This window comes from Gordonia oleivorans (genome assembly GCF_040044975.1).
Lineage (GTDB): Bacteria > Actinomycetota > Actinomycetes > Mycobacteriales > Mycobacteriaceae > Gordonia > Gordonia oleivorans.
The window spans coordinates 447,445-465,420 of sequence record NZ_JBDZDI010000001.1; the positions used below are offsets into that span (position 1 = coordinate 447,445).

Below are 17,976 nucleotides of genomic sequence, written 5' to 3' on the forward strand. Positions count from 1 at the left end.
GACCAACGGGTGGTGAGGCTCGACCATCGGAATGGGTCGGCTCGAACGGTGCGGCCGTACCCTCATCGACCGCAGGTCATTGGCGGTTCCGTGATCTCGCCAGTTGCCGAATCCAGTCACGAGAGGTCGCGGGATCGATGACGTCATCGAGTTCGAAGGTGGTGGCCGACTGCAGCGCCTTGCCATGTGCGTACGCCTTGGCGAGAAGCTCGTCGAAGAGTGCAGCACGCTCACCAGGATCGGTCACCGCTTCGAGTTCCTTCCGAAAGCCCAGCCGCACAGAGCCTTCCAAACCCATGGCGCCGATCTCGCCCGTCGGCCACGCCACCGTGAACTCGGGTGCGTGGAACGAGCCGCCGGCCATGGCCATCGCACCGAGACCGTAGCCCTTGCGGAGGATGATCATGCCGAACGGGACCGTCAGTCGCGCCCCGGCAATGAACATACGCCCGAACCGGCGCACCGTGGCGTCCGTCTCGGATTCGGGACCGACCATGAAACCCGGTGTGTCGCAGAGCGTCACAACAGGCAGTCGGTGTGCTTCGCAGAGTGTGAGGAACTCCGCGGCCTTATCGGCGGCGTCGGCGTCGATCGCACCGCCCAGGTGTGCGTTGGAATTTGCGAGAACGCCGTAGGCGACACCCTCGACCCGGATGAGCGCGGTGACCATGCCGATGCCGTAATCGCGTTGCAGCTCCAGAACCGAATCGACGTCGGCTATCGCATCGATGGCCGAGCGGATAGTGTAGGCGCGCAACCGATTCTCCGGGACCACATGTCGGGCAAGGCGCGCATCGGGCGCCTCCCACTCGTCCAGATCTCCCTGGAAGTACGAGAGGTATTGTCGCGCACTGGCGACGGCGTCGGCCTCGTCGCGCGCCGCGACGTGGACCACTCCGTTTCGCGATTGCACATCTATGGGTCCAATCTCCTCGGGGCGATACACACCGAGTCCGCCACCCTCGACCATCGCCGGCCCGCCCATGCCGATGTTGGCATCGGGGGTGGCGATGAGAACATCACACGCACCAGCCAGTGCGGCGTTCCCGGCGAAACACCGCCCCGACACGATGGCAACAGTGGGTACGACGCCACGCAATCCGGCCATCGAGCGGAAGGTATCGAGTTCCAGACCCGCGGCACCGAGCGCATCGGTGTCGCCGGGACGACCGCCGCCACCTTCGGCGAAAAGCACCAACGGAATCCGCTTACGCCTCGCGATCTCCAGTAGGCGGTCGGTCTTGGCGTGATTGCGCATCCCCTGGGTACCGGCAAGGACGGTGTAGTCGTAGGAGACGACCACCGCCTCCGCTGCCGCCGCACCCACCTGATCGGCACCGATCGTGGCCACACCGCCCACGAGGCCGTCGGCCGGCGTGTTGGCGATCAGGTCCTCTTCGCTGCGACGGGTGCGCTGCGCGGCCAACGCCAACGCACCGTACTCGATGAAACTGCCCTCGTCGACCAGATCGGCGAGGTTCTCACGTGCAGTGCGGCGCCCCTGCGCGTGTCGCTTGGCCACCGCCGCGGGACGAGCGTCGTCGCGAGTGACATCGTGACGACGGAGGATCTCGGCGAGATCCTCGCGGACCTCGTCGGGATCGATCACATCGACCTCGACCGCGACAGTACGCCCATCAACGCCGGCCAGGACCACCAACGCTTCACCGGCAGGTACCGCCCGGGCAGGGTCGCCCAGCACCCGACGAACTTCAACCGGATGAGGCAGCGAGACAACATGTTCCATCTTCATCGCCTCAAGGACCACGATCGGCGCATGTGCGGGGATGACGACGCCCACGGTCGGCAGATCAACAACCACTCCGGCCATCGGCGCGGTCAACACCTGTTCGTCCTCCCCGACCTGCACCTCGTCCCGACGCTCCGATGGATCGTTGGCCAGCGGCTCTGCCGGAGCAAAGTCGGCGATCCGCCGCTCGAAGTAGTCGGTGCCGACAGCACCTGCGCCGAACTCCTTGTCCGCCAACACCGCGCGGAGCACCGCGATCGTGGTCGAGACCCCTTCGATGGCGAAGTCCGCCAACGCGGCGTCGAGTTTGCGGACCGCGGCGGCAAAGTCATCGTGACGTACGTGGCCGATCACCTTGGCCAGCAACGAATCGTAGCGGGGGCTGATCACCAGACCGGGACGGCCATACGTGTCCACGCGGATACCGGGGCCGGTCGGTGGCGAAAAGACCGTCAACACACCGGAATCGGGGGTGGTGGCCGCATCGGGTCCGATGGTCTCGGTATTGATGCGAGCCTGGATCGCGATTCCGCGGCTGGATGCCACCGCCCCCGACACCTGATCGCCCACCACGGTCACACCGGCGGGCAACCCCAGTTCGTCGAGAGCACACCCCTCGGCGACCCGCAGCCCGACCTCGACGAGGTCGACGCCGGTCACCTCTTCGGTGATGGTGTGTTCCACCTGAATTCGTGGGTTGACCTCCAGGAAGACGAACGAGTCTCCGGTGACCAGGAACTCGACGGTGGCCAGCCCGCGATACCTGCTCTGCGCACACAAGGTCACCGCCGACCGATGCAACGCGGACCGCACGTGCGCGTCAAGATCCTGCGCCGGTGCGATCTCCACGAGTTTCTGCCGGCGCCGCTGCACGCTGCAGTCACGGTCGCCGAGCGCGAGAGCGTGCGTCACCCCGGCGTCGTCGCGCGAAGCGACCACCTGCACCTCGATGTGGCGTGCTCCGCGGAGCAGCTCCTCGGCGAACAACGCTCCGGTGCCGAAACCCATCTCGGCCTCGGAAGTGCACACCCGGAATGCCTCACCGAGATCCTCGGGATCGGTCACCGGACGCGTTCCGCGGCCACCGCCGCCGGCGATCGCCTTGAGCATGATTCCGGCCGGATGAGCGAGCAGAAACCATTGCGCGGTGGCCTCGTCGATTCCGCCGTCGGTGGCGTCGAGAACCGGCACGCCTGCCGCAACGGCCGCCGACCGGGCGGCCGCCTTGTCTCCGAACAACTCGAGCGTCTCGGCGTCCGGGCCGACGAAGGTCAGTCCGGCCTCGTCACAGGCGTGCGCGAATTCGGCTGATTCACTGAGGAATCCGTAGCCCGGGTGGACGAGTGTCGCGCCGGCATCCAGGGCCGACTGCACCATCGCCGCGATGTTCAGGTAGGCCGAGGCACCGACACCCGGCAGCGCGATCGCGATCGACGCCGCGGACACGTGTGGGGCGTCGGCGTCGTCTGCCGCGTACACGGCAACGGTGAGGTATCCCAGTTCTCGGGCGGTGCGAATGATCCGCAAGGCGATCTCGCCCCGATTCGCGACGAACACCGTCGCCGGCGTCGATACCGTCATCTCACGCTCCTTCGATCGTGCTGTCAGATCATCCTCGCGCAGCCGGCCCGGTCATCGACGGCGGGTTCCGGATGTGGCACACACTGCGACGTCCACCGGTCACCCCGGTGGACGCCGCAGTTCGTGCGCGTGTCAGACCGCGTGCGCCAGTCCCGGGAGTGCCTGCGGATCGCTGCGGACCGACGCGGGGTTGGTTTCACGCAGACGCCACGCCGAGGCGAAGGTGATCACACCCATCAGCGCCACGAACACCGCGACCACCGTCGTGGTGCCGGTCTCTTCGATGAGTGCGGTCATGATGAACGGCGTACCGCCACTGATCGTGATGGCGGCGAGTTGGTAGGCCAGCGACGCACCCGAGTACCGGACGTTCGGGGCGAACAATTCACCCATGTAGGCGGCGACCGGCCCGTAGGTCATCGACTGGAAGATCGATCCGACGGTGACCGCGACGAAGAACGCGGTGAGGTTGGCCGTGTTGACGAGCCAGAAGTACGGGAAGGCCCAGACGACGATTCCCACCGCGCCCACCATGATCAAGGGCCGACGGCCGATGCGGTCCGACATCCAGCCGGACCACGCCACGACCGGCACCGAGATCAGGCAACTGAGCATCGACATGGTGAGCAGCTCGTTACGGTTCATGTCCAGTGCGGCCGTGGCGTAGCTCAGCACGCCGGCGATCGAGATGTAGAACAGCGCGTTGGTGGCGGCCAGCAGACCACAGCCGAGCAGGATGGTGCGCCAGCTGCCCTTGATCGCCTCCAGCAGTGGCGCCTGGGGCACGACCTCTTTGCCGGCGGCGACCTGCCGCTCGAGTTCCTTGAACTCCGGTGAGTCCTCGACGCGGGTCTGGATGAAATACACCACCGGGAACAGCACCGCCGACAGCAGGAACGGTATCCGCCAGCCCCAGGACAGGAAGGCCTCGTTGGACACCGACGAACTCGTTCCGACGAAGATCAGATTGCCCAGCAGCACACCGAAACTGACACCCATCTGCCCGAAAGTGCCGGAGAATCCACGACGTTTGGGGCTCGCGGATTCGGTGAGCAACAAGACGATGCCGCCCCACTGACCACCGCACGCCAGTCCCTGCGCGAATCGCAACAGCACCAGCAGGACCGGGGCCGCGACACCGATCGCGCCCGCCGTGGGCAGGCAGCCGATCAGGAAGGTGCACGCCCCCATCACGAACAGGGAGACGACGACCGCCGGTTTGCGCCCGTACTTGTCGCCGTAGTGGCCGGCGATCAGACCGCCGACGGGCCGTGCGACGAAGCCGGCCCAGAACGTGCTGAAGGACAACAGGGTTGCCACGAACGGCGACGAACCGGGAAAGAAGATGTGCGGGAACACCAGCGCGGCCGCGGTGCCGTAGAGGAAGAAGTCGTACCACTCGATGGAGCTTCCGACGAGCCCGGCGGTGAGGAGTTTTCGGTGGGCGCGCCTGCCGTGGGTGTCGGAACTCGTCGGCACCTGCGCGCGCACTCGTTCTGCGGACCTATCTCCTGCCATACCGCTCTCCTGTGATTGTGCTTGTGATTGTGCGAACCAGGATGAAGTTGAGCTCAAATTCAACTGACGCCACTATCGCAAGCCTCGGTAGTGATGTCAATCACTACCGAGGTCATGCTGTGACCAGACAGGAAGTCAGGGTTGCCGTTTTCCCTTGACGAGCGGGGCCCGGATCATGCCACACTGTTCGGAGTACAGATGTTCACTCAAACCGAGTGAGACGAACGGAGCCAGCCCCATGAGCATCCGCTTTCCCGAACTCTTTTCCTCGATCGTCGAGGCGACCATGTCGCCGCATCCGGTCGACCGCTATCTCGAACTCGTCGACCCGATGCTCACCTGGCGCGACCTGCGCGCCCGGGTGACCCGCGTCGAGCATCCGACACCTCGCACCGTCCGACTGACCCTCACTCCGACACGCCAGTGGAAGGGCCACGAAGCAGGACAGTTTGTGCAGCTCAGCGTCGTTGTTGACGGCGTTCGCCAGACACGCTGCTTCTCCCCCGCCAACGCATCGGCCGGGCCGGACGGCACCGTGGAACTGACCATCACCGCCCATGATGACGGCCACGTCTCCCGACACCTGCGAGCACACGCCCGCGTCGGCGATGTGTACGGACTGTCCCAGGCATCCGGCGACTTCACACTACCGGCCGGCGGTGTCGGGGCGCCGGTCTTCATCAGCGGCGGCAGCGGCATTACACCTGCACTCTCAATGCTGCGTACGCTCGTCTCGAATGGCTATCCCGGCACGATCACGTTCGTGCATTACGCACGCACCCCGGCCGATCTCGCGTACCGAGCGGAGCTGTCCGCCTTGGCCGCGGTTCACCCGAATCTCGACCTGCGGATCTTCTACACACGCGGCGGCGAAGAGGGGTCCACGGGTCATTTCACGGCCACCCATCTCGACGGCATCACCGGACATGACGGTTCCGATGTCTTCGTCTGCGGTCCGGCCGCACTGATGGATGCCGTGTTCGAGTACTACGACGCCCACAATCCGACGGCACGCGTGCACAGCGAGGCGTTCACCCTCGCCGCACCCATCGCCGTCGACCCCAACGAGCCCGTCCACGGCGAACTCACGTTCAGCCGTTCGGGCGCGTCGGCGACCAACGACGGTCGCACGATCCTCGACCAGGCCGAATCTGCGGGACTGACCCCGGAGTCGGGCTGCCGCATGGGGATCTGCTTTTCCTGCACCGCAATCAAGAAGTCGGGATGCACCCGCAATGTGCTGACCGGCGAGACCGATACCGAATCCGACACCCAGATCCAGTTGTGCATCAATGCACCCGTCGGCGACGTCGAAATCGAGGTTTAGACATGGCAACCAACATCGTCCCCACTCCGGAGATCGTCGAGAGCACCCCGAATCTCCCCGCCCTGCAGGTTCTTCCGCCGACCCCGTCGGAGGACCGGAACACCCTGCACCTGAGTTACGAGCAGGTCGAGCAGCTCGGCCGTGAGCTCGACGAGATCCGCGCCCGGGTCGTCGCCGACCTGGGCACCAAGGATCGCGAGTACCTCTACAAGATCATCCGCACCCAGCGTGGCCTCGAATTCACCGGGCGCGCATTGTTGTTCGCCGGCTTCTTCCCGCCGGCGTGGGTCGCGGGGGTGGCCGCGTTGTCGGTGTCGAAGATTCTCGACAACATGGAAATCGGCCACAACGTGATGCACGGCCAGTACGACTGGATGCGGGAGGACACCTACAACTCCCGTGAATTCGAGTGGGACAACGTGTGTCCCGGCGATCAGTGGAAGCACAGCCACAACTACCTGCATCACACCTTCACCAACATCCTCGGCGAGGACCGTGACATCGGCTACGGCATCCTGCGGATGGCGCGGGATCAGAAGTGGAATCCGTACTATCTGGGCAACCTCGGGTACGCGACGGCGCTGATGCTGCTCTTCGAGTGGGGTGTGATGCTCCACGATCTCGAGGCGGAGAACCTCGTCGCCGGCAAGCGCAAGTGGAGCGACGTCAAGGGCCTGGTGAAGGGCATGTGGCGCAAGGCAAGTCGACAGGTCCTCAAGGACTATGTGGTCTTCCCTGCGCTGTCGGGCCCGATGTTCATCCCGACCTTGCTGGGCAACGCCACCGCGAACCTGGTGCGCAATGTCTGGGCGTACTCGATCATCTTCTGCGGCCACTTCCCCACCGGGGCGCAGACGTTCACCTCCGAGGAGTGCCAGAACGAAACCCGCGGTCAGTGGTACCTGCGGCAGATGCTCGGCTCGGCCAACATCGAGGGTGGTGAACTGTTCCACATCATGAGCGGCAACCTGTCGCACCAGATCGAGCACCACCTGTTCCCGGACATTCCGGCCAGCCGCTACCCCGAGATGGCCGCCGAGGTCCGCGAGGTGTGCGAACGCCACGGACTGCCGTACAACACCGGTTCGCTGCGCCGTCAGCTGGGCTCGACGTGGATGAAGATCGCGAAGCTGTCGCTGCCGAACTTCATGACCCGCGACGACAATGACCTGAACGTCGTCGTCGAGCGGGAGAAGCCGGCCGGCGCCGCCTGAGAGCCATTCACCACGCCCGCCGGAGCCTGTGCCAACCAGCCAGCGCCCGGCGGGCGCGGTGCGTCTGCACGACGAAGAGCGAGAAAGACCCAACCCATCCAACTCGCCCACCGCTACCCAACCACCACGCCCGGCGGGCGCGCCGCGTCTGCACGACGAAGAGCGAGGAGCGAAGCGACAATGCGATGAGGAGGAAGACGCGGTGCTGCCAGCCCGCCGGGCACGCGCGGACGGAGTCCGCGCCGAATGCAGAGTATCCTCATCGGCGACTGCCGCGTGGACGTTCGTCGTCGCGGTCCCGGGGACAAGGAGACTGACACTCATGGTCGACCGTATTGAACGCAACAAGGATCTGATCCAGGAACTCGTCGAGTCGACCGCTACTCATGTGGGTCAGATCGCCACCATCATCACCTCTGCGGTGGTTGATGTCGCGCGGGAGATCGGCGAGATCATCTCCGATGGGTTCGAGATGCGTGAGGCGTCGCAGAAGGCGAAGGCCGACGAGGCGCGCGTCCTCGATGCCGATCTGGTCGACGACCTCGTCGAGGATCTTCTGGATGTCGAGCCTGCCGAGCCGGCCGAGGCCGGGGTCGCTGATACCGATGCGATCGAGGCCGATATCGAGGTGCCCAATCTGGAGGCGTCGATCGAGGCTCCGGTGGTGCCGCAGGATGTCGAGGATCTTGATTCCGACACCGACAGTCTGGGCTCTCCGGATGGTGGGGAGTCCGCGACTCTCGAGGGGATGATGGAGGCTCCGGTCGCCCCGTCCGAAGACTGACCGGCATCGTTTGCCCTGGTCTTTTGGGTTTCACGCACGCTGAGTCAAAGATTTGGTGCAACTGACGTACACACGTAGCTTGGTTCCGTTACGCAGTTCGAGCCAGGAGGTCAGTGTGTCGGCGCCGTCGGTGTTCACCTTCCCCAATCCGGTCAACGATTACGCGGCCCGCTCGACGGCGGGTCTCGTGGTGGCGCTGGCCGTCGTGACGATCGTCGTCAATCACTGGGCGCTCTACGCGGTGCTGGCGATCGGATTTCTGCTGCGGGTGCTGTCGGGACCCAAGTTGTCGCCGTTCGGCCAGTTGTCGGTGCGGGTGATCGCGCCGAAGATCTGGCGCAAGACGAAGTTGGTCCCGGGTCCGCCGAAGCGGTTCGCGCAGGGCATCGGTCTGGTGGTCAGCACCACCGCGCTGATTCTGAGCCTGCTCGGCTTCGGTCTCGCCGCGCAGATCGTCGTCGGTGTCCTGATCGTCGCCGCGACGCTCGAGTTCGCACTCGGATTCTGCCTGGGCTGCACCATCTTCGGTTTCCTTCAGCGTCGCGGGGTGATTCCCGAGGACGTCTGCGAGGCCTGCAACAACATCTCTCTGCGGGCGCCGAGCGCGCCGGTGTCGTGATTCGCGATTGAGCGTCGGCGCTGCACCGGGTTGAGCGCTGCCCGTTCGGCCGTGGCCGGCGAAGGGTGTTGGCCCGGAAGGGTTTTCGGGTTGCGGGTGGTCTCGACACGCCACGGGCTCGCAAGCTCGCACGAGGCGGCTCGACCAACGAAACACCTGCCACACCCACCAGCCACCGCGACCAACGGGACACACGCCACGGGCTCACAAGCCCGCACGAGGCGGCTCGACCAACGGAAAACCGGCCACACCCACCAGCCACCTCCCGACCAACGGGACACACACGACCGGTGAGACAGTCAGTCCAGTAGCCCCAACGCGATCCCGTCGAGGATGTCGTGTTCGCTGACGACGAGTTCGGTGATCCCGGCCCGCTCGGCGAGTTGCCGCGCCAACTCCATGGTCACCAGCGAGCCGCCGCCGATGACGTCGACGCGACCGGGATGCATCGGCCCCAGTGCGGCGCGTTCGGCTCGCGTCATCGCCACGAGTCGACGGCACACGGCGTCGAGGTCGTCGAGCGGCACGCTCGACAGGTGGATCACGTCGGAGTCGTAGTCGGTCAGGCCGAGGTGCAGGGCCGCGAGGGTGGTCAGGGTGCCGGCGACGCCGACCCAGGTGTGAGCGCGCTCGACGGGCACCGCCGCGAATGCCGGCGCCAACCGGTCCCGGATGAACTCCTGTGCGGTGGTGACCTCGTCGTCGGTCGGCGGATCGGATGGCAACGCCCGTTCGGTGACGCGGACACATCCGATGTTCGCCGAGTACCCGGCGATCACCTCATGTCCGTCGCCGGCGACCACCTCGGTGGAACCTCCGCCCAGATCGGTCACGACGAAAGGCCCACGGGCCGAGTCGAGTTCGCTCACCGCACCCCGAAACGAGAGGCGCGCCTCCTCGTCTCCGGATATCACCTCGGCGACGGCGCCGGGAACCACGGTACCGAGCAACCGGGCCGTCATCGCGAAGAAGTCGTCGCGGTTGGACGCGTCCCGGGTGGCCGAGGTCGCCACCATCCGGACGCGTTCGACGCCGGCGTCCACCATCGCGTCGACGTAGTCCGACAACGCTGCCCGCGTCCGCTCGAGCGCTTCGTCGGCGAACATGCCGGTGGCGTCGACGCCCTGCCCGAGTCGGACGACACGCATCTCGCGGCGGATGTCGGTCAGTCGGCCGTCCTCGGCCGGACGCGCGATCAGCAGGCGGATGGAGTTGGTGCCGCAATCCACGGCGCCGACGACGGTCATGACGGGTCGCCTTCGGCCGGTGCGGTGTACGGCGGCCAGTCCGCCGGGATCGCGCTACCCCGGAGACCGGAATCTGCTGCCAGCGCGACGGACTCGTCACCGAGCGGGTTGACCCCCGGCCCCTTCGCAAGCGAGTGGGCGATGAGCACGTGCAGGCATTTGACCCGGTCCGGCATCCCTCCGCCGGTGAAATCCGTTCCGAGAGAGTCGATCTCGTCACGTTCGGCGAGGTAGGACTCGTGCGCGCGGCGATAGGCGGCGGCCAGTTCGGGGTCCGCGGACAGCCGTGCGGTCATCTCTTTCATGACCCCGGCCGACTCCTGCCGGCTCGCTTCGGCGGTCAGCCGTGGATCGGTCAGGTAGTACAGGGTCGGAAACGGCGTGCCGTCGGGCAGGCGCGGTCGCGTCTTGATGACCGCCGGCTGCCCATCGGGGGTGCGGTAGCTGACCTCGATCACCCCGCGCGGTTCACGTCCCAGCTGCGCGGTCACGATCGCCAGATCGTCGTCAGAGATGCTCACGAGTGGATAACCCTACCGGCCCGGCGAGGCGTGGCTCACCGGTCGTCGTCGGGTGGCGTCGACACCGACTCCCACAGATTGCCGTACCAGGGGTTGCGGGCGTGCTGCTCGGCGGCCTGCTGTTGCGCCTGCCGCTCCGCGTCGCCGGGGTACATCATCACCAGCGGGGTCTCGCCGGGGCGCACGAACTGCAGACGCGCCCTGGCCTGCGCCTCGACGTACGCAGGGTCGCCCTGCTCGTTCACCTTCTGCTGGTAGTAGGCTTCTTGTTCGCGCAGTTGGGCGTTGGATTCGACGATCTGGTTGTACTCGGTGCGGCCCGCATAGTAGTTGCGCAGCGACGGTGCCAACGCGACGATCACGACACCGAGGACCAGCGCCAGGACGACCGCCCGCTTGGCATCCATCCGCCGGACCCGTCCGGCGATCGTCTGCGTGACGGGGGGACGGCGTCGGGGAAGGCGACTCGGCCGTGGACGGTCGTCGGTGATCTCGTCGACGATTCCGACGTCATCGGAGTGGATTTCCTGCTCGCCGGTCTCGATCACCGAGACCGGACGACGCGACGTCGACGACGACGAGCGGCGGGCGCGGCGGGCTCGTTCCGTGGAACGCGAATCCCGAGCGGATCCGTTCGCCCGCCGACGCCGATCGTCGCGGGAACGCCCATAGCCCTCTGCCATGGGCCCTAGCTAATCACGAACCAAACGAGAACCGGGGGAAGGCGAGGTCCCCGGCGTAGCGTGCCGCGTCACCGAGGCCTTCCTCGATGCGCAGCAGCTGGTTGTACTTGGCGACGCGCTCACTGCGGGCCGGGGCACCGGTCTTGATCTGACCGCTGGCACACGCCACGGCGAGGTCGGCGATGGTGGTGTCCTCGGTCTCACCGGACCGGTGGCTCATCATCGTCTTGTAGCTGTTGTTGTGGGCCAGGGCGACCGCGTCCAGCGTCTCGGTGAGCGTGCCGATCTGGTTCACCTTCACCAGCAGCGCGTTGGCGATGCCCTTGGAGATGCCCTCCTCGAGGCGCTCCGGGTTGGTGACGAACAGGTCGTCACCGACCAGCTGCACCTTGTCGCCGATGGCCTCGGTGAGCTTGGCCCAGCCGTCCCAGTCGTCCTCGGCCAGTCCGTCCTCGATCGACACGATCGGGAAGTCGGCGACCAGCTTCTCGTAGTACGGCACCATCTCGTCGGACGAGTAGTCCTTGCCCTCGAGCTTGTAGACACCGTCGGAGAAGAACTCGGTAGCGGCCGCGTCCAGCGCGATCACGATGTCCTTGCCGAAGTTGTAGCCGGCCTTGCCGACGGCCTCGCCGATCACCGAGATCGCGGCGTCGGTGTTGGCCAGGTCGGGGGCGAATCCACCCTCGTCGCCGAGCGCGGTGGCCAGTCCCTGCTTGTGCAGCACCGACTTGAGCGCGTGGTAGACCTCGGCGCCGGCCCGCAGGGCCTCCTTGAAGGTGGGTGCGCCGACCGGGCAGATCATGAACTCCTGGAAGTCGATGCCGTTGTCGGCGTGCTCACCACCGTTGATGATGTTCATGCAGGGCACAGGGAGGATGTGCGCGTTGGGTCCGCCGACGTAGCGGAACAGCGGCAGGCCCGCCGATTCGGCGGCGCCCTTGGCCACGGCGAGGGAGACACCGAGGATGGCGTTGGCGCCGATGCGGCTTTTGTCGGGGGTGCCGTCGCAGTCCAGGAGTGCCTGATCGACCAGACGCTGCTCCTCGGCGTCGATACCGATCACGGCCGGGGCCAGCTCACCGAGGACACCCTCGACGGCCTTGGTGACGCCCTTGCCGTTGTAGCGCTCGCCACCGTCACGCAACTCGACGGCCTCGTGTTCACCCGTCGAGGCACCCGACGGAACGGCGGCACGAGTGAAGGTTCCATCGTCGAGAACGACCTCGACCTCGACGGTCGGGTTGCCTCGCGAATCGAGAATCTCGCGTGCGCCAACCTGTTCGATGATTGCCACGGTGTAGCCCCTTCGATGAACGGGTCGGCGACATCTTGGGGCGCCGACGGGTACGCGTCAAAGCCTAGAACATGTGCGCCGATTCTTCCGGCGAGGAGGGGATCAGTATCGGACGTTCACCGAATACGCGTTGGCGTGGTCGCGGACATTGATGACGTAGGCCATCGAATTGTTGTAGACCATCACCGCTTTCTCCCATCCGGCCGCGGTGGTCATGTCACCGCCGGAGGACACGCAGAGATACCGTGCCGCCGACAACGCCGCGTCGTCGATGTTGTCGGGGTCGACCTTGCCGTCGCCGTTGGCGTCGACGCCGTAGCGGGTCCAGGTCTCGGGGATGAACTGGAACGGACCCATCGCCCGATCATGCGTGGAGTCGCCGTCGAGTCGACCCTGATCGGTGTCGGGGATCTCCAGGTTGCCGCGCGTACCGTCCAGTGGCACCCCGCGGATGGGTGGTGAGGTGTCGCCGTTGGCCGCGACACGCGCGCCCCGGTAGGTGCCGTGTTTGCTCTCCACCCCACCGATGCCGGCCAGCGTCGTCCACCCGATGCCGCACTCGGGATGTTGCTGCCGTTGGATCTCGGCCGCGTTGCCGTAGGCCTCCAGCGACACCAGTGGGATACCGGTCGCCTCGGAGATCGGCGTCGCCCACTGCACCATCTCCGCCGCGGTGCGTCCGGGGGCATCGATGTCGATGTAGGGCTGCGGGGTGCCCATCGCCGGCGGGATGCCGTCGGGGATGTCGGGCCGGTTCAGCGACGGCAGATCCAGGCAACTGGTCAACGTCAGCGAACCGATGACCGCGAGCACCGCCGATGCCGCCACCACGGTACGTCTGCGCACTCCCCTACCCCCGTACATCACTGCACCTCACCGCTACTCACACCTGTGGACTTCACAGCCTGGACAAACAAACGAATCAGGGTGACACATCGGGCACCGGATCGCCACATCGCGGCGTCGCCGTGGGGCCGATGGTCCCGACTTACTTCTCAACTCCGGCCACGCCGTTCCGGTTCCCCATCCGAGGCGCTACTGTCATCGGTTAGCCTCACCAAACGACGGACCTCCGTCGCGGCCGAGCGATAACCGAAAGTCAGAACATGGAGCCGACGTCGGGCGCCACGCCCACATTGGTCACGGCCGTCAACCGTGATCCGGCATCCCGGCCAGGCTCCGGCAACTCCGGCATTTCCGGCCCGACCCGGATGGGGTGGCCGTGCTCGCGACACGATCATCGGACTCCGCGAGGGCCTGGAGGCCGCCCTCATCGTCGGCATCATCGCGGCGTTCCTGCGCCGGCAGAACCGCACCGACGCCCTGCGCTGGATGTGGGTGGGCGTCGTTGTGGCCGTTGCCATCTGCGTCGCCGTGGCCCTCGGCCTCGAAGTTCTCTCCCGCGATCTCCCGCAACGCCAGCAGGAGGCACTGGAGACCGTCATCGGGGTGATCGCCGTCGCGATGGTCACCTACATGATCGTGTGGATGCGTGAGCACTCACGAGACCTCAAGGGAGACTTGGAGTCTGCCGCCTCCGACGCGATGGCCGATGGTTCGGCGACGGCGTTCGTGCTGATGGCGTTTCTCGCAGTGTTGCGGGAAGGGCTGGAGACCGCTGTCTTTCTGGTCGCCGCCTTCAACGCCTGCGGAAACGCGGTGCCCTCGGCCGCCGGCGCGATCATCGGTATCGGGATCGCCATCGCGCTCGGCTACGGAATCTACCGCGGTGGCGTCCGGATCAACCTGGCACGCTTCTTCAAGGTCACCGGCCTGCTGCTCGTCCTGGTGGCGGCGGGCCTGGTGATGACGGCCCTGCACACCGCCCACGAAGCCGGCTGGCTCGACGCCGGCCAGCAGCAGATCCTCGACCTGAGTTGGCTGGTGCGGCCGGGATCGGTGCAGTCGTCGCTGCTGACCGGCGTGCTCGGGTTGCAACCCAAACCGGTGCTGATCGAGGTTGTCGGCTGGGTGCTCTACGTGCTGATCGTCGGTGGGATCGTGTTGTGGCCCGCCGGAAAACCGTTCCCTCGTCGTCGGGTCGGTCTCGTCTCGGGTGCTCTGGCCGCCGGTGCCGCGGTCGCGGCGCTGGTCGTGTTCCTGACCGCGCCCGCCACGCCGTCATTGCCACCCACCACGTTGGCCATGTCCGTCACCCAGGCGCCCACCACCAGCGGAATCCTCGCCGGTACGACGATGCGGGCACCCGATGGTGTCGCGGTGACCGTCGACGACGCCACCGCGGAGTCGGCGACCGGCTCCCTGCAGTCCGGTGACGTGACCACGCCGATGCCCCGGCTCAGTGCGATCGCCCCCACGACATTCGGCACCGTGGCCGCACCGGGCTACACCCAGGTGATCAGCCCCGCCATCCCCGTCGACGCCCTGGTGACCGGCGCGCCCACCACCGTCACCCTCGCCCAGGTGGTCGCCGCCAACGACGGACGCATCCCGGTCGGCCTCGACACATAGAAGTTCGGCGCGTCCGCCCCCGTCGTGTACGCGGTGACCGCGACGGTGACCGTCGCGCTCGACCCGTACTTCCATCGACCGCTGGCCGCACGGGTGATCTACGCGATCACCGCCACGGCCACCCCGGAGCGCGGCGCTGCGACGGTACTGGGCAGGGTCGGCACCGTCACCGCGAGTCATGAGCCCACCTCCGTCGAACTCACCGCCCTCGACAGCGCTCACACACAGCAGCTCGATCACGAATCGCAGGGCGTGCGAATCCCGTTGACACTGACCGTCGTCGCCGTCGTCCTCGCATTGGTGGCAGCCGCCCTGCTGTTCATCCGACGACACCGAACCCAAGACCCGGCCGCTACCGAAGCGCCGTTGGAGGAAAAGGAGCACACCCGATGAAGGCAATGCGACTCGTCGCCACAGGGGCGTCTGTGGTGGCCCTCGCCGGCGTCGCCGCCTGCAGCAGCAGCGACGACGATTCGTCGAGCGAGGCCAAGACCGTCACGGTCGAGATGACCAACGACGGCTGCACGGTGACTCCGGACAAGGTCGAGGCCGGCCCGATCACGTTCGAGATCAAGAACACCAACGCGGCAGCGGTCAGCGAAGTGGAATTGTTGCAGGACGGCAAGATCCTCGCCGAACGCGAGAACATCGCACCCGGAATGGCCGCAACGTCGTTCTCCCACAAGCTCGACGGCGGCACCTACGAGATCTACTGCCCCGGCGCGACCACGGAGAAGACCACCTTCACGGTGACCGGGCAGGCCGCCCAGGCATCCGGCACCGTCGCCGATCAGCTCAACGCTGCGGCCGCCGAGTACAAGCAGTACGTCATCACCCAGGTCAACAGTCTGGTCACCGCCACCGAGGCACTCAACACCGCGGTCCAGGCCGGAGATGTCAGCGCCGCCAAGGACGCCTACATCAAGGCCCGGCCCTACTACGAACGCATCGAACCGATCGCCGGAACCTTCTGCGCCAACGGTGCCGCCGATTGCTCCACCGACAACGCCGTCAACCTCGACGTCGCGATCGACGCACGTCCGGATGCGGTCGGTCCGGGCGACACGTGGGAAGGCTTCCACGTCATCGAGAAGCAACTGTGGGAGGCCGGCAACCTCGACGGAATGCAGCAGGTGTCCCAGACCCTGCTGACCAACGTCAAGGATCTGCAGCGACTGGTCAACGAGCCGGGCTTCGAGGTCAAGCCCGCCGACATCATCAACGGTGCCGGCGACCTGCTCGACGAGGTCTCGACCACCAAGCTGACCGGCGAGGAAGAGGCGTACAGCCACATCGACTTCGTCGACATGCAGGCCAACATCGAGGGTAGTCAGCAGGCCTTCGCCATCGTCAAACCTGCTCTGAATCAGATCGATCCGCAGTTGACGACGACCATCCAGCAGGCCTTCGACAAGGTCGACGACCTCGTCGACTCCTTCCGTGACCCCAACGCGCCCGGCGGATTCAAGCCGTTCGGCCAGGTCACCGAGGAGCAGAAGCGCGAGATGGCCGCGGCCATCATCGCCGTCAAGGATCCGCTGTCTCAGGCCGGTGGCAAGATCGCCGCAGCCAGCTGATGAGCACCGCCGACACGCCAGAACCCGACCCCGCCGAACCGCGCACCGGGAGGAGCCGTGGGGTGAACCGTCGCGGCTTCCTCACCGGCGCCGGGATCGCGGGTGCGGGCCTGGCGGTCGGCGGGGCCGCCGGCGCCGGGATCACCTACGCGCTGACCGCCGACGACTCGCTGGACACCGCCGACCAGTCGGTACCGTTCTACGGTCCGCATCAGGCAGGAATCATCACCCGCCAACAGAATTCGTTGGTGTTCGCGGCGTTCGACCTGAAGGACACCGTCACCGTCGACACCCTCGAGGTGATGCTGGCGCGGTGGGCGGCGGCGGCCAGCCTGCTCGTCGAGGGCAAACCGGTCGGGCCGGTCGAATCCCGGCCGCAGTCGCCGCCGGCCGATACCGGCGAGGCCTTCGACCTCGGCCCGAACCTGCTGACGGTCACCGTCGGCTTCGGGCCGACGTTGTTCGACGACCGGCTCGGCCTGCAATCGAAGATGCCTTCCGCACTGAAACCGTTGGGGCAGTTGGCCGTCGACACCACGATCGATCCCACCATCAGCGGTGGTGACATCTGCATCCAGGCGTGTTCGGAGGATCCGCAGGTCGCCTTCCACGCGGTGCGCAATCTCGCGCGGATCGGCCGCAACGTGGTCACTCTGCGGTGGCTGCAGGAGGGTTTCGGTCGCGCATCGGCCACCACCACATCCCAGGTCACACCCCGAAACCTGCTGGGATTCAAGGACGGTACCGCCAACATCAAGGCCGAGGAACCGGCCGTCGCCGACGAGTGGGTGTGGGTGGGCGACGAGACCGATCAGGCCTGGATGACCGGCGGCAGCTACCTCGTCACCCGCAAGATCCGGATGCACATCGAGGCGTGGGACTCCGACGACATCTCCGACCAGGAACGGATCTTCGGTCGTATCAAGGATTCCGGCGCGCCACTGTCGGGCGGTGAGGAGTTCACCGACCTCGACTTCGCGGTCAAGGACAGTTCGGGCCAGACCAAGATCGACCGCTTCTCCCACGTTCGTCTCGCCCACCCGGACAGCAACGGCGGGGCCCAGATCCTGCGTCGCGGCTACAACTACACCGACGGAATCGACACGCGCACCGGAACACTCGCCGCGGGGTTGTTCTTCATGGCCTACCAGAAGAACGCGCACGATCAGTTCGCACGAATCCAGAACAACCTCGCCCAGGATGCGCTGAACGAGTACATCTCCCCGATCTCGAGTTCACTGTGGGCGGTCCCACCGGGCCTGAAGGAGATCGGCGATTGGTACGGCAAGACCATGCTCGGGTACCGGGGCTGAGTGAATCGGATTCCTGTTGCAGCACAGTCGATAATCTGAGGCGCCCACTCGACGCGCATGGGCGCCCACTCGA

The 17,976-nt window shown here is 66.3% G+C and carries 15 protein-coding genes; 8 read left to right on the plus strand and 7 right to left on the minus strand.

From position 1 onward, the window contains the following. Positions 1-76: 76 nt before the first annotated feature. Together ABLE92_RS01980 and ABLE92_RS01985 are read right to left on the minus strand one after the other, a co-directional pair. Entirely contained in the window at positions 77-3,331 is a 3,255-nt protein-coding gene (locus ABLE92_RS01980) for an acetyl-CoA carboxylase family protein (RefSeq protein ID WP_348802855.1), read from the minus strand. A gap of 132 nt (positions 3,332-3,463) precedes the next feature. Next, positions 3,464-4,849, minus strand: a complete 1,386-nt coding sequence (locus ABLE92_RS01985; protein WP_348802856.1) for an MFS transporter — start codon at positions 4,847-4,849, stop codon at positions 3,464-3,466. A 238-nt stretch (positions 4,850-5,087) separates the two neighbouring features. On the opposite strand from ABLE92_RS01985, the gene ABLE92_RS01990 reads away from it, so the two are divergent. The 4 genes from ABLE92_RS01990 (at position 5,088) to ABLE92_RS02005 (ending at position 8,793) form a co-directional block, all read left to right on the plus strand. Beyond that, on the plus strand, positions 5,088-6,176 hold the full coding sequence (locus ABLE92_RS01990) for a ferredoxin reductase (RefSeq protein WP_348802857.1): 1,089 nt from the start codon (positions 5,088-5,090) through the stop codon (positions 6,174-6,176). 2 nt (positions 6,177-6,178) lie between these two features. Further along, the gene (locus ABLE92_RS01995; RefSeq protein WP_348802859.1) at positions 6,179-7,390 is read left to right on the plus strand and encodes a fatty acid desaturase family protein; all 1,212 of its coding nucleotides are present in this window, start codon (positions 6,179-6,181) and stop codon (positions 7,388-7,390) included. Positions 7,391-7,418: 28 nt separating this feature from the next. Continuing rightward, positions 7,419-8,174: a hypothetical protein gene (locus tag ABLE92_RS02000; protein ID WP_348802860.1), complete on the plus strand. Its 756-nt coding sequence runs from the start codon at positions 7,419-7,421 to the stop codon at positions 8,172-8,174. Between the two features lie 115 nt (positions 8,175-8,289). Next, positions 8,290-8,793, plus strand: a complete 504-nt coding sequence (locus tag ABLE92_RS02005) for a DUF4395 domain-containing protein (RefSeq protein WP_348802861.1) — start codon at positions 8,290-8,292, stop codon at positions 8,791-8,793. Positions 8,794-9,092: 299 nt separating this feature from the next. On the opposite strand, the gene ABLE92_RS02010 is transcribed toward ABLE92_RS02005, so the two are convergent. The 5 genes from ABLE92_RS02010 to ABLE92_RS02030 all read right to left on the minus strand — a co-directional run bounded on the left by ABLE92_RS02010 (position 9,093) and on the right by ABLE92_RS02030 (position 13,405). Beyond that, positions 9,093-10,040 carry a Ppx/GppA phosphatase family protein gene (locus ABLE92_RS02010; RefSeq protein ID WP_348802862.1) on the minus strand — a complete coding sequence of 316 codons (948 nt, stop codon included), beginning with the start codon at positions 10,038-10,040 and terminating at the stop codon, positions 9,093-9,095. Beyond that, the gene (locus tag ABLE92_RS02015) at positions 10,037-10,561 is read right to left on the minus strand and encodes a DUF501 domain-containing protein (protein WP_348802863.1); all 525 of its coding nucleotides are present in this window, start codon (positions 10,559-10,561) and stop codon (positions 10,037-10,039) included. Before ABLE92_RS02015 ends, ABLE92_RS02010 begins: the two co-directional genes overlap by 4 nt. 35 nt (positions 10,562-10,596) lie before the next feature. After that, positions 10,597-11,244 carry an FtsB family cell division protein gene (locus ABLE92_RS02020; RefSeq protein ID WP_348802864.1) on the minus strand — a complete coding sequence of 216 codons (648 nt, stop codon included), beginning with the start codon at positions 11,242-11,244 and terminating at the stop codon, positions 10,597-10,599. 13 nt (positions 11,245-11,257) lie between these two features. Beyond that, complete coding sequence (eno, locus tag ABLE92_RS02025) at positions 11,258-12,541, minus strand: phosphopyruvate hydratase (protein ID WP_348802865.1); 1,284 nt, start codon at positions 12,539-12,541, stop codon at positions 11,258-11,260. Positions 12,542-12,643: 102 nt separating this feature from the next. Continuing rightward, positions 12,644-13,405 (minus strand): lytic transglycosylase domain-containing protein, encoded by a 762-nt coding sequence (locus ABLE92_RS02030; RefSeq protein ID WP_348802866.1) that lies wholly within the window; start codon positions 13,403-13,405, stop codon positions 12,644-12,646. Positions 13,406-13,696: 291 nt separating this feature from the next. Between ABLE92_RS02030 and efeU the strand changes: the two genes are divergently transcribed. Genes efeU through efeB form a run of 4 tightly spaced genes read left to right on the plus strand, consistent with a single transcriptional unit; the run spans position 13,697 to position 17,903 of the window. After that, positions 13,697-15,013 (plus strand): iron uptake transporter permease EfeU, encoded by a 1,317-nt coding sequence (gene efeU, locus ABLE92_RS02035; RefSeq protein ID WP_348802867.1) that lies wholly within the window; start codon positions 13,697-13,699, stop codon positions 15,011-15,013. Positions 15,014-15,046: 33 nt separating this feature from the next. Further along, complete coding sequence (locus ABLE92_RS02040; RefSeq protein WP_348802868.1) at positions 15,047-15,406, plus strand: hypothetical protein; 360 nt, start codon at positions 15,047-15,049, stop codon at positions 15,404-15,406. Further along, positions 15,403-16,590, plus strand: a complete 1,188-nt coding sequence (gene efeO / locus ABLE92_RS02045) for an iron uptake system protein EfeO (protein ID WP_348802869.1) — start codon at positions 15,403-15,405, stop codon at positions 16,588-16,590. Before ABLE92_RS02040 ends, efeO begins: the two co-directional genes overlap by 4 nt. Next, entirely contained in the window at positions 16,590-17,903 is a 1,314-nt protein-coding gene (gene efeB / locus ABLE92_RS02050; protein ID WP_425476250.1) for an iron uptake transporter deferrochelatase/peroxidase subunit, read from the plus strand. Before efeO ends, efeB begins: the two co-directional genes overlap by 1 nt. Positions 17,904-17,976: the final 73 nt, after the last annotated feature.

Bases quoted from the DNA above. Each gene is read 5' to 3' on its own strand.
- ABLE92_RS01980 (WP_348802855.1), bottom strand. From the start codon at position 3,331: ATGACGGTATCGACGCCGGCGACGGTGTTCGTCGCGAATCGGGGCGAG.
- ABLE92_RS01985 (WP_348802856.1), bottom strand. From the start codon at position 4,849: ATGGCAGGAGATAGGTCCGCAGAACGAGTGCGCGCGCAGGTGCCGACG.
- ABLE92_RS01990 (WP_348802857.1), top strand. From the start codon at position 5,088: ATGAGCATCCGCTTTCCCGAACTCTTTTCCTCGATCGTCGAGGCGACC.
- ABLE92_RS01995 (WP_348802859.1), top strand. From the start codon at position 6,179: ATGGCAACCAACATCGTCCCCACTCCGGAGATCGTCGAGAGCACCCCG.
- ABLE92_RS02010 (WP_348802862.1), bottom strand. From the start codon at position 10,040: ATGACCGTCGTCGGCGCCGTGGATTGCGGCACCAACTCCATCCGCCTG.
- ABLE92_RS02020 (WP_348802864.1), bottom strand. From the start codon at position 11,244: ATGGCAGAGGGCTATGGGCGTTCCCGCGACGATCGGCGTCGGCGGGCG.
- ABLE92_RS02030 (WP_348802866.1), bottom strand. From the start codon at position 13,405: ATGTACGGGGGTAGGGGAGTGCGCAGACGTACCGTGGTGGCGGCATCG.
- efeO (WP_348802869.1), top strand. From the start codon at position 15,403: ATGAAGGCAATGCGACTCGTCGCCACAGGGGCGTCTGTGGTGGCCCTC.
- efeB (WP_425476250.1), top strand. From the start codon at position 16,590: ATGAGCACCGCCGACACGCCAGAACCCGACCCCGCCGAACCGCGCACC.